General features: G+C 41.4%; 15 protein-coding genes and 1 tRNA gene. 6 read left to right on the top strand and 10 right to left on the bottom strand.

The genetic code is table 11. The features are described from left to right. Complete coding sequence (gene ispB, locus DK415_RS01005) at positions 1 to 972, bottom strand: octaprenyl diphosphate synthase (protein ID WP_162540449.1); 972 nt, start codon at positions 970 to 972, stop codon at positions 1 to 3. Positions 973 to 1,231: 259 nt separating this feature from the next. On the opposite strand from ispB, the gene rplU reads away from it, so the two are divergent. Genes rplU through cgtA form a run of 4 tightly spaced genes read left to right on the top strand, consistent with a single transcriptional unit; the run spans position 1,232 to position 4,005 of the window. Next, positions 1,232 to 1,543: a 50S ribosomal protein L21 gene (gene rplU / locus DK415_RS01000; RefSeq protein ID WP_006719042.1), complete on the top strand. Its 312-nt coding sequence runs from the start codon at positions 1,232 to 1,234 to the stop codon at positions 1,541 to 1,543. Positions 1,544 to 1,563: 20 nt separating this feature from the next. Further along, positions 1,564 to 1,821, top strand: a complete 258-nt coding sequence (gene rpmA / locus DK415_RS00995) for a 50S ribosomal protein L27 (RefSeq protein WP_005539872.1) — start codon at positions 1,564 to 1,566, stop codon at positions 1,819 to 1,821. A 57-nt stretch (positions 1,822 to 1,878) separates the two neighbouring features. Continuing rightward, positions 1,879 to 2,805: a DMT family transporter gene (locus DK415_RS00990; protein ID WP_109432049.1), complete on the top strand. Its 927-nt coding sequence runs from the start codon at positions 1,879 to 1,881 to the stop codon at positions 2,803 to 2,805. 27 nt (positions 2,806 to 2,832) lie between these two features. After that, a complete protein-coding gene (gene cgtA / locus DK415_RS00985; protein ID WP_048749015.1) occupies positions 2,833 to 4,005 on the top strand; it encodes an Obg family GTPase CgtA in 1,173 nt (390 codons plus the stop codon). A gap of 74 nt (positions 4,006 to 4,079) precedes the next feature. Here cgtA and smpB read toward each other — a convergent pair whose 3' ends face one another. The 5 genes from smpB to DK415_RS00960 all read right to left on the bottom strand — a co-directional run bounded on the left by smpB (position 4,080) and on the right by DK415_RS00960 (position 6,946). Then, positions 4,080 to 4,562, bottom strand: coding sequence for an SsrA-binding protein SmpB (smpB, locus tag DK415_RS00980; protein ID WP_109432048.1), 483 nt, complete (start codon positions 4,560 to 4,562; stop codon positions 4,080 to 4,082). Between the two features lie 239 nt (positions 4,563 to 4,801). Continuing rightward, on the bottom strand, positions 4,802 to 5,506 hold the full coding sequence (arcA, locus tag DK415_RS00975; protein ID WP_032997947.1) for a two-component system response regulator ArcA: 705 nt from the start codon (positions 5,504 to 5,506) through the stop codon (positions 4,802 to 4,804). 243 nt (positions 5,507 to 5,749) lie between these two features. Next, complete coding sequence (gene ykgO, locus DK415_RS00970; RefSeq protein WP_006719061.1) at positions 5,750 to 5,890, bottom strand: type B 50S ribosomal protein L36; 141 nt, start codon at positions 5,888 to 5,890, stop codon at positions 5,750 to 5,752. A gap of 9 nt (positions 5,891 to 5,899) precedes the next feature. Continuing rightward, complete coding sequence (locus DK415_RS00965; RefSeq protein WP_032997949.1) at positions 5,900 to 6,166, bottom strand: type B 50S ribosomal protein L31; 267 nt, start codon at positions 6,164 to 6,166, stop codon at positions 5,900 to 5,902. A gap of 219 nt (positions 6,167 to 6,385) precedes the next feature. Further along, positions 6,386 to 6,946, bottom strand: coding sequence for an LOG family protein (locus DK415_RS00960; RefSeq protein ID WP_109432047.1), 561 nt, complete (start codon positions 6,944 to 6,946; stop codon positions 6,386 to 6,388). 153 nt (positions 6,947 to 7,099) lie between these two features. Between DK415_RS00960 and DK415_RS00955 the strand changes: the two genes are divergently transcribed. Then, positions 7,100 to 8,866 (top strand): protein-disulfide reductase DsbD, encoded by a 1,767-nt coding sequence (locus tag DK415_RS00955; protein ID WP_109432046.1) that lies wholly within the window; start codon positions 7,100 to 7,102, stop codon positions 8,864 to 8,866. Between the two features lie 119 nt (positions 8,867 to 8,985). Here DK415_RS00955 and DK415_RS00950 read toward each other — a convergent pair whose 3' ends face one another. The 4 genes from DK415_RS00950 to mltA all read right to left on the bottom strand — a co-directional run bounded on the left by DK415_RS00950 (position 8,986) and on the right by mltA (position 12,986). Continuing rightward, entirely contained in the window at positions 8,986 to 9,798 is an 813-nt protein-coding gene (locus DK415_RS00950) for a 5'-nucleotidase, lipoprotein e(P4) family (RefSeq protein ID WP_109432045.1), read from the bottom strand. A 128-nt stretch (positions 9,799 to 9,926) separates the two neighbouring features. Continuing rightward, complete coding sequence (znuA, locus tag DK415_RS00945; RefSeq protein WP_109432044.1) at positions 9,927 to 11,009, bottom strand: zinc ABC transporter substrate-binding protein ZnuA; 1,083 nt, start codon at positions 11,007 to 11,009, stop codon at positions 9,927 to 9,929. Between the two features lie 100 nt (positions 11,010 to 11,109). Beyond that, the gene (gene tcdA, locus DK415_RS00940) at positions 11,110 to 11,880 is read right to left on the bottom strand and encodes a tRNA cyclic N6-threonylcarbamoyladenosine(37) synthase TcdA (RefSeq protein WP_162540446.1); all 771 of its coding nucleotides are present in this window, start codon (positions 11,878 to 11,880) and stop codon (positions 11,110 to 11,112) included. Beyond that, the gene (mltA, locus tag DK415_RS00935; protein ID WP_109432042.1) at positions 11,880 to 12,986 is read right to left on the bottom strand and encodes a murein transglycosylase A; all 1,107 of its coding nucleotides are present in this window, start codon (positions 12,984 to 12,986) and stop codon (positions 11,880 to 11,882) included. The genes tcdA and mltA overlap by 1 nt, the downstream gene beginning before the upstream one ends. Before the next feature lie 260 nt (positions 12,987 to 13,246). Here mltA and DK415_RS00930 point away from each other — a divergent pair. After that, positions 13,247 to 13,323 (top strand) — tRNA-Met (locus DK415_RS00930). Positions 13,324 to 13,357: the final 34 nt, after the last annotated feature.

Raw genomic sequence — 13,357 nt, 5'->3', positions numbered from 1 at the left:
TTAATAGTTTCTATCTACAGATAAATATGCCAAAGAAATCAACGCTTGTTTATATTCGCTTTCCGGCAAAACTTGAATTGCATCAACGGCTTTTTGCGCTTCTTGTTTAGCACGATCCATTGCGTAATCAAGAGATTTATGTTCTGCCATAATAGCTAACACCTCATCAATGGCCTCACGTTTCCCACCTTGTTCGATGGCTTCGCGAATTAACGCGGCTTGTTGTGCATTGCCGTGGTGCATCGCATGTAATAAAGGAAGGGTCGGTTTGCCTTCGGCTAAATCATCGCCCACATTTTTCCCTAAGGCCTTAGCATTAGCGCTGTAATCTAACACATCATCCACTAACTGGAATGCCGTGCCGAGATAACGTCCATAACTTTGCAGCGCCTGTTCCTGCGCCTCACTGCCGCCAGCAATAATTGCCGCTGCCTGTGCTGCCACTTCAAATAAACGGGCGGTTTTGCTGTAAATCACCCGCATGTAATTCTCTTCACTGGTTTGCGGATCATTAACGTTCATTAGCTGTTGTACTTCGCCTTCTGCCAACACATTAGTGGCATCCGCCATAATGCGCAAAATTTTTAAGGATTCCAGCTGAGCAACCAATTGGAAGGCGCGGGTATAAATAAAATCCCCCACCAACACGCTTGCGGCATTACCAAATTCTGCATTTGCCGTAGCACGCCCACGACGCATATCTGATTCATCCACAACATCATCGTGCAGCAAAGACGCTGTATGAATAAATTCCACAAAGGTGGCACAGGTAATGGCTTTTTGTCCTTCAAAACCTAAAGCTCTTGCCGCCAACACAGCAATTAAGGGACGAATGCGTTTGCCACCGCCTTGCACAATGTAGAATCCTAATTGATTAATCAGCACCACATCTGAGTTAAGTTGGGCTAAAATCGATTCGTTCACTTTTTGCATATCCGCTTGGCTTAACGCCTGGATTGCATTCATATCCATTAAGTTTGTTGTATTCATTTCTATAATTAAGCCACTTAAAATTAGGGGAAGTAGATGAAATTCAAAACGAAAGTGCGGTTGATTCTACCCGATTTTTCCCCCTTTCTGAAATTAAACTACCTAAATTGCCAATTTTTTTATTTTATCGTAAATAAGTTCTTGCTATCCCCTAAATTTTTACGTAGAATTTGCGCCCTATTTATATGAATTTTATGTGCGAAATGAAACAACATTAGAGCACAATTATAGCGGAGTATTTATGTACGCAGTTTTCCAAAGTGGCGGTAAACAACACCGAGTAAGCGAAGGTCAAGTCGTTCGTTTAGAAAAACTTGAACTTGCAACTGGCGCAACAGTTGAATTCGATTCAGTGTTGATGGTCGTTAATGGTGAAGATGTTAAAATCGGTGCCCCAGTAGTTGCTGGTGCAAAAGTAGTGGCTGAAGTTGTAGCGCAAGGTCGTGGCGATAAAATTAAAATCGTTAAATTCCGTCGTCGCAAACACAGCCGTAAACAACAAGGTCATCGTCAGTGGTTCACAGAAGTGAAAATCACTGGGATTCAAGCATAATTTCAGAGGAGATCAAGTAGATGGCAACTAAAAAAGCTGGTGGTTCAACTCGTAACGGTCGTGATTCTGAAGCTAAACGTCTTGGTGTTAAACGTTTCGGTGGTGAATCTGTATTAGCAGGTAGCATCATCGTTCGTCAACGTGGTACTAAATTCCACGCGGGCAACAACGTTGGAATGGGACGTGACCACACCTTATTCGCGACAGCCGATGGTAAAGTAAAATTTGAAGTAAAAGGCGAGAAAAGCCGTAAATACGTAAGTATTGTTACTGAATAATTTTATAAAACAGAATAAAACGCCCTGCTCATGCAGGGCTTTTTTGTAGGTAAAATCATGAAACAACAACCCATGTTAGGTTTTCTTTTTGCCCTCATTACCGCAATGGCATGGGGCTCTTTGCCTATTGCGTTAAAGCAAGTGGTTTCAGCCATGAATGTGGAAACCATTGTTTGGTATCGCTTTATTGTTGCCAGTATTGTTTTATTTTTACTCCTTGGCTACAAAAAAGCATTGCCCAACACATCAAAACTGGGTTACTACAGCAGTTTAGTTATGATTGGCGTACTAGGATTAGCCGGTAACTTTTTCTTATTTAATAGCTCACTCAATTACATTGAACCTTCCATTGCACAAATTTTTATCCATTTATCCTCTTTTGGTATGCTCATTTGCGGTGTTGTGATTTTTAAAGAAAAATTAGGGTTACACCAAAAAATCGGTTTGGTCTTATTAACCATCGGCTTAGGCTTCTTTTTTAATGATCGCTTAGCAATCTTCAGCGGACTAAATGCCTACTCCACCGGCGTTTTTCTCAGTATTAGCGCATCTTTAATATGGGTTGCTTACGGCATGGCACAAAAACTCATGCTAAGAAAATTCAGCTCACAACAAATTTTGCTGATGATCTATTTTGGTTGCACCCTTGTCTTTACGCCCTTTGCTAAATTTTCACAAGTACAAGGCTTAACGCCTATCAGCCTTGGTTGCTTAATTTACTGTTGTTTAAATACGCTATTTGGTTATGGTGCTTATGCTGAAGCATTAAATCGTTGGGAAGTGTCAAAAGTCAGTGTGGTCATTACCTTGGTTCCGTTGTTTACTATTTTATTTGCGCACCTTGCCCACTATATCGACCCAACAGATTTTGCCGCCCCTGAACTAAATACTATTAGCTATATCGGTGCGTTTATTGTAGTATGCGGGGCAATTTTATCCGCCATCGGGCACAAGTTATTCTCTGCTCGCCCAAAAGTGCGGTAGTAATTTTCAGTATTTTGGAGAAGTTGAATGAAATTTATTGATGAAGCTTTGATTCGTGTCGAAGCCGGTGACGGGGGCAACGGTTGTGCCAGTTTCCGTCGTGAAAAATATATTCCCAAAGGCGGTCCGGATGGGGGCGATGGTGGTGACGGTGGTGACGTTTATTTAATCGCTGACGAAAACCTCAACACGCTTATCGATTACCGTTTTGAAAAACGCTTTGCCGCCGAACGCGGTGAAAACGGACGTAGTGCAAACTGTACCGGACATCGAGGCAAAGACATTACTTTACGTGTACCGGTGGGAACGCGCGCTATTGATAACGACACTCAAGAAATTATCGGTGATTTAACCAAAAATGGCATGCGATTATTAGTTGCCAAAGGTGGTTATCATGGATTAGGTAATACTCGTTTCAAATCCTCCATTAACCGTGCGCCACGTCAAAAAACCATGGGGACACCGGGAGAAAAACGCGATTTACTATTAGAATTAATGTTGCTCGCCGATGTCGGTATGCTCGGTCTGCCGAATGCCGGCAAATCTACTTTTATCCGTGCGGTTTCTGCAGCTAAACCGAAAGTCGCTGACTATCCGTTTACCACCTTAGTGCCAAGCCTTGGCGTGGTGAAAGTAGATGACAATCGCAGTTTCGTTATCGCGGATATTCCCGGGTTAATTGAGGGGGCATCAGAAGGTGCCGGATTAGGTATTCGTTTCTTGAAACACTTAGAACGTTGTCGCGTATTAATTCACTTAGTGGATATCAACCCGATTGACGATTCTGATCCTGCAGATAACGTAGCAATTATCGAATCTGAACTCTTCCAATACAGTGAATCCTTAGCGGATAAACCACGTTGGCTGGTGTTTAACAAAATCGATACGATGAGCGACGAAGAAGCTCATGAACGTGCAGAAGAAATTGCTAAACGCTTAGGCTGGGAAGAAGATTATTATTTGATCTCTGCTGCGGCTGGCAAAAATGTTCCTCAACTGTGTCGCGACATCATGGATTTCCTAGAAGCGCATCCACGTGAAACGGAAGAAACGCCGGTAGAAAATGAAGAGGTGAAATTCAAATGGGAAGATTACCATCAAGAGCAATTAGAAAATGCTGATTTTGATGATGAAGATGATGACTGGGATGACTGGTCAGAAGAAGATGAGGAAGGCGTAGAAATTATCTACAAACCTTAATCTGATATAAAAAGTGCGGTCAAAAATCTACGTGTTTTTTGACCGTACTTTTTTATAAATTACCGCAGAGAAAACTAGCCTTTTCGCGCATTTTTCATGATTCGTTCTTTTGCTACTTTCCACTCACGTTCTTTAATATCTTCTCGCTTATCCTGTTGTTTCTTACCCTTCGCTAAACCAATTTTGACTTTTGCCCACGCACCTTTCCAATATAGAGAAAGGGCAATTAACGTAAATCCATCACGATTTGCTTTGCCAAATAAAGAATCCAATTCACGTTGTTTCAGCAATAATTTACGGGTTCGAGTTGGGTCACACACCACATGGGTTGATGCTACGCTTAAGGGTTGAATACTCGCACCAAATAAAAAAGCTTCACCATTTTTAAAAATAACATAACTATCACTTAAATTTGCTTTGCCGGCGCGCATAGATTTCACTTCCCAGCCTTGCAATTCAAGACCAGCCTCAATTTCATCTTCAATAAAATAATCGTGTCTCGCGCGCTTATTTAACGCGATCGTATTAGAACCGGATTTTACTTTTTTCTTGGTCATATATTATTGGAAATTAAACATAAATTGGCGCACATTCTACCGAATCCACACAAAGATAGCAAAAGTACACAATAAGGATAATTTGTCTCCCGCTTGGCAATAAGAGCAACTTGTTGATTTTTAATACTATTAAGGAGTGAAATGTACCCGGTCATTTCCTTTACGTAAAAATGGCCAAAAAACCACCGCACTTTTTTCTTTGGGGATAAAAAAATCAGCGCCCAATGCGCTGATTCCCTTTATTCTAACTCTCCACAGAAGCGATAACCTTCTCCGTGAATAGTCGTGATGATTTCCGGTGTATCCGGATGATCTTCAAAATGTTTTCGAATACGGCGAATCGTGACGTCCACCGTGCGATCTTGAGGCTTAAGTTCGCGTCCTGTCATTTTTTTCAATAATTCTTCACGGGTTTGAATTTTTCCCGGATTTTCGCAGAAATGCAACATGGCACGAAATTCACTGCGCGGTAGCTTACGCTCTTCGCCTTCCGGCGTAACCAAAGTACGACTATTTAAATCTAATGTCCAACCATTAAATTTATATTGTTCGATTTGATGAGCACGCTGATTTTCCTGCATTGTACGCTGTAATAAATTACGTGCACGAATCGTTAATTCACGTGGATTAAACGGTTTAGTAATGTAATCATCGGCCCCAATTTCCAAGCCGAGAATTTTATCCACTTCATTATCCCGACCGGTTAAAAACATCAGCGCGATGTCTGCATTCTCACGCAATTCGCGGGCAAGCATTAAACCATTTTTCCCTGGCAAATTAATATCCATAATGACCAAATTAATGTCTTCTGTTTCTAGAATTCGGTGCATTTGGGAACCGTCAGCCGCTTCAAAAACATCATATCCTTCGGCTTCAAAAATGCTTTTTAATGTATTTCTGGTAATCGTTTCATCTTCAACAATTAAAATTTGTGGTGTTTGCATTAGCAAATCCTTCATTTTCTTAGTTATTACTTCGGTATTCAGTTATTCGACAACACATAGCCTGAATTTTATAATTGCAACATTATTGTAACAACAAAAACGATTAAATGAGAATTTATTCGCATTTGATTTTATGATCTATATCATAAAATCAACAGGATTCGACAAATAAAAAATCCTTCAATAAACAACGTTATTGAAGGACTCGCTAAAGTTACACACAAAGCTAAAGTAGGAGAGAAATCAACGTTTTTTCTTACCACCTTGACGCGCTTTAAAACGCGGGTTTTCTTTACAAATCACATATACGACGCCATGACGACGCACGACTTTACAACCAGGATGGCGAGTTTTTGCTGTTTTTAATGAAGATAAAACTTGCATAAACATTCCTTATTTCGATTTGAAAATGCCGAACTTGCCATAACGATTAGCAAAATCGCTTGCACGCCCTTCATTGGCAACTTGTCTAACTTTACCGGTATAAAATGGATGTGATGCCGAGGACGTATCACACATAAATACCGGATATTCTTTGCCATCTTCCCACTTCATGGTGTTTGTGGTTCTGGCACAAGAGCGAATCAAAAAGCCTTGCTTAGCATTGGAATCATAAAAAAGAACGGTACGATAATTTTCCGGATGAATCCCTTTTTTCATTTTACACAACCTTATTTCTTGATGAAAAATAACAATGCGCGCCATGTTACACAAAAAACGCTGTCCAAGCAAACTTATTTTAATTAGAAAAATAAGATAGTAGAAAAAAAGTGTTGAATCAAGCTTTACATAAGCAAAAACAACTTAGAAAAGCACCCAAGATGCCTAATTAATTTTTATAAAAAACAATGTTATTTTCGACCGCACTTTAATAAAAACCTAATAAGTTCTTATTTCAGGTGCTTGATAGGATTTAATAAACTGTTCTATTTCAAGAAGATCTGTACTGAATAACAATTTGTCAAAATGTGTTTGACTCAAGAATCCCTCACTTACCATGCTTTGATACATGTTTCTGAGCGGTTCATAAAAACCGTCTTGGTTAAATAAAATACAAGGATGAGGATTTTGCCCAATACGCGACCAAGAATACACTTCACAGATTTCTTCTAGTGTTCCCGGTCCACCAGGCAACGCAATACAAGCATCAGCAAATGCCAACATCTTTGCTTTCCGTTCCGCCATAGAATTGACCACGATAATTTCTGTACAACCACTGTGCGCGACTTCCCTTTCTCGTAAAAATGCCGGAATCACGCCTATCACTTCCCCACCATGAGATAATACGGTATCTGCCAACAGTCCCATGAGTCCTACTTTGCCACCACCATAAATCAATCGATGATGATGTTGTGCAAGCCATTTACCTAACTCAATTGTTGCCTGCTGATATGCCGGCACATTTCCCAATGCCGCACCACAATAAACGGTGATATTCATTTTATTCCCTCAATAATATGACTTCGTATAAAGTCGGCTCACTGTGAATTTATTTCACAAAAAACGCGACCATAAGGCGAGATATTTTACAGCAATTTGTTTTCTGTAGTGCTAGAATGTGCCCCATTTTATGGAAAATCATCACTGTATCTTATGAAAAAATATCTTCTTCTCGCGTTCTGTTTACTCACAACATTGAGCCTACAAGCAGCAGATCTCTTCAATAATAAACCGAAATTTTTACCGGTGGATCAAGCATTTCAGCTTCATGCAGAACAGCAAGATGAAACGATTTTGTTAAATTGGCAAATTATCGACAATTACTATCTTTACCAAGACAAACTGGAATTTTCGCTTAACGGCCAGCCAATTGATGTTCAACCGCAATTTTTAAGCACTGCGGAACAATATCAAGATCCTTATTTCGGCACAGTAAATATTTTCAAGCGCCAACTCGCCCTTAAGTTGCCTTTAGCGAATAAGGCTCCACAAGATCTTTTAGACGTTACCTACCAAGGTTGCACCCAAGGCTTTTGCTATCCGCCAGAAATCAAACAATTTATACTCGGTGAAATTCCACAAGTGGCTATGACCGCGCAACTGAAAACGGATGAATTACAAAGTGCGGCAGGAAATTCAGATGTTTTATCATCACAACAAAATCAACTTGCTGACAGCCTATTTCAGAGCAAGTATGCCATGTTGTGGTTTTTTGTGCTTGGTATCGGTTTAGCCTTTACGCCTTGCGTACTCCCAATGCTTCCTTTGTTATCGGCCATTGTAATCGGTAGTCGAACAGAACAGAGTAATACATGGCGAGCCGTGGCGTTAAGTTTCGTGTATGTGCAAGGCATGGCATTAACTTATACTTTATTGGGTTTATTGGTTGTACTCATCGGTTTACCGTTCCAAGTGGCGTTACAAAGCCCTTATGTTTTAATTGGATTGTCACTTGTTTTCACCTTGCTGGCGCTTTCAATGTTCGGTGTCTTTACTTTACAACTGCCCTCGTCGTTACAAACCAAGCTGACTCAGCTGAGTCAACAACAAAAGAGCGGTGCCTTTTTCGGTGTATTTGCCATGGGCGCAATCGCCGGTTTAGTGGCATCCCCTTGCACTTCCGCTCCACTTTCCGGTGCATTGCTGTATGTGGCACAATCAGGGGATTTTGTGATTGGTGCGTTAACCTTGTATTTATTAGCCCTCGGCATGGGTTTACCACTCATTTTGATTACCGTATTCGGCAACAAAATTCTACCAAAATCAGGCGCTTGGATGGAAAACGTAAAAACCGCATTTGGTTTTGTCATGTTAGCGTTACCGGTGTTTTTACTTTCCCGTATTCTTCCTGCCGTCTGGGAACCGCGTTTGTGGGCACTACTCGGCGTAAGTTTCTTTGTCTGGCTAGCCATGCAAATGCGTACCTACGGCATCGGATTATTCTTCCGCATTGTATCCCTCATCGCAGCCATAGCACTCGCTCAGCCGTTACAAACATGGCTATGGCAGAATCATACACAATCGGCAGAAACCCAAAGTGCAGTTCAAAATTCACTTGAATTTCAACAAGTGCACAGCTACGACGAACTTCAACAAGTGTTAGCACAAAATCCTAAATCCATGGCAATGCTGGATCTCTATGCAGATTGGTGTATTGCCTGCAAAGAGTTTGATCATAAAACCTTTGCCGATTCAAAGGTGCAGGCTGCGTTAAAAGACGTTTTATTGTTAAGAATCGATATGACGAATAACAGCGAAAATAACCGCACTTTAATGAAACAGTTATCGGTAACGGGTTTGCCGACATTGATTTTCTTTAATGCCGAAGGCAAAGAAATCGCAGCCCAGCGCATTACCGGTTTTATGGAAAATGAGACATTTTTGCAAACACTCCAAGCAGCTAAAAACGCCAATCATTAATCATTAATGATGAATAAAAATTAACTGTTTTTTTCTATATCAAATGAAACAATAAAAAAACCGCACTTGAGGTTTACTTCAAGTGCGGTGATTTTTATCGGCGTTTTTTCGCAAGGAAATTATTTACCGCTCCATGCTTTAATAGCATCTAAACGCGCTTTCACTTTGCTTTGGGAATCACCTTTGAAATAATCTTTGGCTAAACCGCCTTCCCAGCCACCGTAGTTCGGGTTAGGTAACACAATGTAAGTTTTACCGAATTTCGCTTGGTTTTTCGCCACAAAATCACGACGATCTGCATTTAATTTACCATGTGTTGCATCACCGAAATCATCTAAGTTATCACCGACATAAAGCACGATGTCATAGCCTTGGCTTTCGATTTCAGCAAAACGAGCGGATTTGGCAGATTTATCTTTTTTGAGGTAAAGAGAAGATTCATCAACACCCGTAAAACCTAAACGTTTCATGTCATCAATGGTGCCGGCTTTTTCATTTTTGTCTTTACGATTAGACACATAGAACATTTTGCCTTTGTGTGAATTGACGTAATTATTAAATTCTACCGCACCGGCAATAGCGCCTGATTCTCTCGCATCAACCCAGCGAGTCCAATCTTTGCCATCAAATGGTTTGTTGTTTTGAATTTGCCAACCTGCATATGGGCTGTTATCGATCATGGTTTCATCCAAATCCACTACAACCGCTTTTTTCTTGCCTTTTTTCACTTTAGCGTGATCAAATGCAACTTTCGCCGTATTAAAAGCTTGATACGCCAACGCATTGTATTCACCGGATTCTTGCATCCAGTTAATGCCTAACACTGCTTGTTGTTGTAATTGCGCATCACCTTGTGTCGCATTATGAGTACAACCGGCTAATACAAACGCAGAAACCACGGCAAGTGCGGTCATTTTTAATGTTTTTTTCATGAAATTCTCCTTTGGGTTTGATAAATCGCTAAAAACAATAGCGCCCCTATTTTGAATCAGGGGACTATTTTATTCAATAGCCATAAAAACAAAAAAGCATGTTTAACACATGCCTTTTATTGTTCTGTTTATTTCGCTAAGCATTGGCTATAGCTGTCTGCGGTAAACTGCAAGAAAGCCGCATAAGGGTTGCCTTCCGCTTTGACGCTATCGCCCATCGGGTCAAGGCGTCCGACTTTTACCTGTGTCGCTTTGCTTAAACTTTCAATCACTTTTGGCGTGAACTGCGGTTCAGCAAATAAGCAACTGACTTTGTGTTCAGCAATTTCTTCTTTGATTTTGGCTAAGGTTTTTGCGCCCGGCGCCACCAACGGATTAATGGTGAAATAACCGGTTTGATTTAAACCATAGGCTTGATTGAAATAGCCATAAGCATCGTGGAAGACATAGAAGCCTTTGTCTTTTACGTTTTCTAATTGCGCTTTAATTTTCACACTGGTTTCAGCCAAAGTGCGGTCAAATTCCGCGACGTTTTTTTCAATCAGTGCTTTTTTCTCCGGATATTGTTTTACCAGTTTCGCGGCAATACGTTGTGCCACAACTTTACTGATATCCGGTGAATACCATACGTGCCAGTTAATCGAAGCATCATCGTCATGATGATGTTCATGTCCTTCATGTGCATGGTCGTGTTTATGTTCGGCATGCGCATGTTCGTGTTTGTGATCATGTTCAGCGTGCTCGTGTTTATGATCGTGATCGCCGTGTGCATGTTTGTGGTCATGCCCTTCGTGCGCATGATGATGACCTTCATGGCCGTGTTCATGGGCATCGCCTTCACCGTGATGATGGTGATGTTCGCCTTTCATGAGGAAAGGTTCAATCGCGGCAATGTCTTTAATGGTTAAGACTTTTTTATAATCTAGATCATCAATAGATTTATCCAAAAATAGATCTACGTCTTCGCCAATCCAAACCACCATTTCAGCAGATTTTAATTTTTGTGCATCGGAGGGTTTCAAATTGTAATCGTGTGGAGAAGCGCCTGTCGGCACTAATACATCCACATCTGTTACCCCATTTGCAATCGCGCTAGCAATAAAACCAAGGGGTTTAATGGAAGTGACAATCGTAGCGGAAGCCACTGCAGAGAAAGAAAGAATCGCTGCGGCAATCGCCGTTTTTTTCAAACCTTGTACTAATTGAGTCATTGTATTTCCTTCTATGATGAGATAGGTAAGTTGAACAAAACGCAGCTAGGTTACTCTTTTTTTATTTAGATGACTATCTTTTTTTATAAAAAAAAATAAGTCAATCCTTTTTCTGTAATAACTTATCAATAACACGGGAAACTGCGAAAAATCCAAACGTCGCCGTAATCATCGTCGCAGCACCAAACCCATTGGCGCAATTCATGGTGGCAGACGCAGAGCAGTTTTCCCCCATTTGAGGAAAAATCAGTGGTTGGGTAGAAAAGACCGCCTCGATAGAAAATTTACGTTTTGGATTTTGCGTGAAATGATAATCCTTGCGTAAAACCGACCGCACTTTTGCCAGCAGTGGATCTTGAATGGTGCGGCTTAAATCGGCAATTTGAATTTGACTGGGATCTGTTTGCCCACCGGCGCCCCCCACGGTGATAACTCTGATTTTATGGCGTTTACAGTAGGCAATTAACGCCGCTTTTGTTTTGACATTATCAATAGCATCAATGACATAATCGTAGCCTGCATGAAGATATTGGGATAAATTCTCCGCAGAAATAAAATCATCAATCACATTGACATCGCATTCGGGATTGATCAATTTTACTCGTTGTTGCATGACCTCTGTTTTGAGCTGACCGATATTGCCCGTCAAGGCATGAATTTGGCGGTTAATATTCGTCACACAAATATCATCCATATCAATCATCGTGATTTTTCCCACGCCTGAGCGAGCAAGCGCTTCCACCGCCCAAGAGCCCACGCCACCGATACCAATAACACAAATATGTGCTTGGCGTAAACGGGCTAAAGCCTCGGTACCATATAAACGACCGATACCGCCAAAACGTTGTTCGTAATTATCCACGCGTGCCATTAGCGCAACACCCAAACGCGACCATAATGTTTTGACAAGCCGGCAATATGCCCCGCCTGATCACCGATCCCACGATATAAATCGAAATGGTGTCCGTTCACCGCACCGCCCACATCTAATGCCACCATCAAATGCAGTTTATGTTCTCCCGTCCAGTTGCCCTCATTGTCAATTTGCGGCACTTCGACCAACAAGACACTACCCAACGGAATCACACCACGGTCAGAAGCCACCGAAGCCATTGGCACTAACGGCACACCTGCCGCGCCTTTCACTTTGCCGTGCGGATCATTTTTAAAGAAGACATAAGACGGATTACGCTCGAGTAAACCTTGAACTCGTGACGGATTTGCATTCGCCCAATCACGAATCGCCTGAATAGACATTTTTTCTTTCGGAATCTCACCGTCTTCTACCAACAAGCGCCCCACGGCGGCGTACGGGTAACCATTTTGACCGGCATACGCAAAATAATTCAAATTGCCTTCACCAAAATCGACGTAACCACTGCCCTGCACGCCAAGCAAGAAGTTATCAATCATAGAATCACTATACGCCAGTTCTAATCCTTTGCCTTTCAATGCGCCGGCATAAATTTCAGCGCGGGAAAAACGTTTTTGTGTCGGAAGCGCATAAATCGGTTGGTTATATTTGCCTTGCTGTGTGCGGCGAGCATGAATCACAGGGGAATAATAGCCCGTCATTAACACGTTTTGATAGCCGTCAAAGCCTTTCATCACTTGCGAATGAATCCCAAAATTATTCAATTCGTTAACGTTTGCCCCGGCGAGTACCCAGGCGGTAACCTTGTCGTAAATTGGTGCAAAGTTACTGCTTAATTTGCCGGAATAACTATGAATATTGGATAACTGCGCTAAAAAATCGCCTTGGTTTATGACCGCACTTTTGTTCTCCACTTGATTTACCGGCGCCAAAATCGCTTGCTGATAGCTTCTGCCCTGATAAACCGCCCCAAATTTTTGTGGATCAACATCGGATGCACCCGAATTACGCGACGTTTTGCCGCCATTGGAGGAACAAGAAGCCAAAAGTACAATGGCGGATAATGTTAAAAATGTAGACCAAAGAGTTTGATTAAGGCGCATACAAAATCCTAAATGAAAATAAACAAAATAAATGAGGGGCGAATTTTACACCAATTTATGCTGAATGAATATGCGCCTCGGGTGAGCGATAACAATAAAGTGCGGTAGATTTTCGACATATTTTTTCACATTTAGCCCGACGGAAAAGAGATTTCATGTTTAAAAAAACAACATACCGGCTATTTTTATAACAAACACACATTATTTTTATGTTTAAACTTGCAATTCATTTTCAAACAGGTATAGTTAGCGCCCTCTAACGCGGGGTGGAGCAGCTTGGTAGCTCGTCGGGCTCATAACCCGAAGGTCGTCGGTTCAAATCCGGCCCCCGCAACCAAATTCTAAAAGAAAGGCATTCGTTTTTACGAATG

The sequence above is a fragment of the Aggregatibacter segnis genome (assembly GCF_003130075.1).
In the GTDB taxonomy this organism is placed as follows: domain Bacteria; phylum Pseudomonadota; class Gammaproteobacteria; order Enterobacterales; family Pasteurellaceae; genus Aggregatibacter; species Aggregatibacter segnis_A.
Note: the sequence above shows the minus strand (reverse complement) of the source record. Positions and strands in the feature narration are given on the sequence as shown.

Bases quoted from the DNA above. Each gene is read 5' to 3' on its own strand.
- DK415_RS00965 (WP_032997949.1), bottom strand. From the start codon at position 6,166: ATGAAAAAAGGGATTCATCCGGAAAATTATCGTACCGTTCTTTTTTAT.
- rpmA (WP_005539872.1), top strand. From the start codon at position 1,564: ATGGCAACTAAAAAAGCTGGTGGTTCAACTCGTAACGGTCGTGATTCT.
- DK415_RS00990 (WP_109432049.1), top strand. From the start codon at position 1,879: ATGAAACAACAACCCATGTTAGGTTTTCTTTTTGCCCTCATTACCGCA.
- ykgO (WP_006719061.1), bottom strand. From the start codon at position 5,890: ATGCAAGTTTTATCTTCATTAAAAACAGCAAAAACTCGCCATCCTGGT.
- tcdA (WP_162540446.1), bottom strand. From the start codon at position 11,880: ATGGCACGCGTGGATAATTACGAACAACGTTTTGGCGGTATCGGTCGT.
- rplU (WP_006719042.1), top strand. From the start codon at position 1,232: ATGTACGCAGTTTTCCAAAGTGGCGGTAAACAACACCGAGTAAGCGAA.
- ispB (WP_162540449.1), bottom strand. From the start codon at position 972: ATGGATATGAATGCAATCCAGGCGTTAAGCCAAGCGGATATGCAAAAA.
- arcA (WP_032997947.1), bottom strand. From the start codon at position 5,506: ATGCAAACACCACAAATTTTAATTGTTGAAGATGAAACGATTACCAGA.
- cgtA (WP_048749015.1), top strand. From the start codon at position 2,833: ATGAAATTTATTGATGAAGCTTTGATTCGTGTCGAAGCCGGTGACGGG.
- DK415_RS00955 (WP_109432046.1), top strand. From the start codon at position 7,100: ATGAAAAAATATCTTCTTCTCGCGTTCTGTTTACTCACAACATTGAGC.
- znuA (WP_109432044.1), bottom strand. From the start codon at position 11,009: ATGACTCAATTAGTACAAGGTTTGAAAAAAACGGCGATTGCCGCAGCG.
- DK415_RS00950 (WP_109432045.1), bottom strand. From the start codon at position 9,798: ATGAAAAAAACATTAAAAATGACCGCACTTGCCGTGGTTTCTGCGTTT.
- smpB (WP_109432048.1), bottom strand. From the start codon at position 4,562: ATGACCAAGAAAAAAGTAAAATCCGGTTCTAATACGATCGCGTTAAAT.
- DK415_RS00960 (WP_109432047.1), bottom strand. From the start codon at position 6,946: ATGAATATCACCGTTTATTGTGGTGCGGCATTGGGAAATGTGCCGGCA.
- mltA (WP_109432042.1), bottom strand. From the start codon at position 12,986: ATGCGCCTTAATCAAACTCTTTGGTCTACATTTTTAACATTATCCGCC.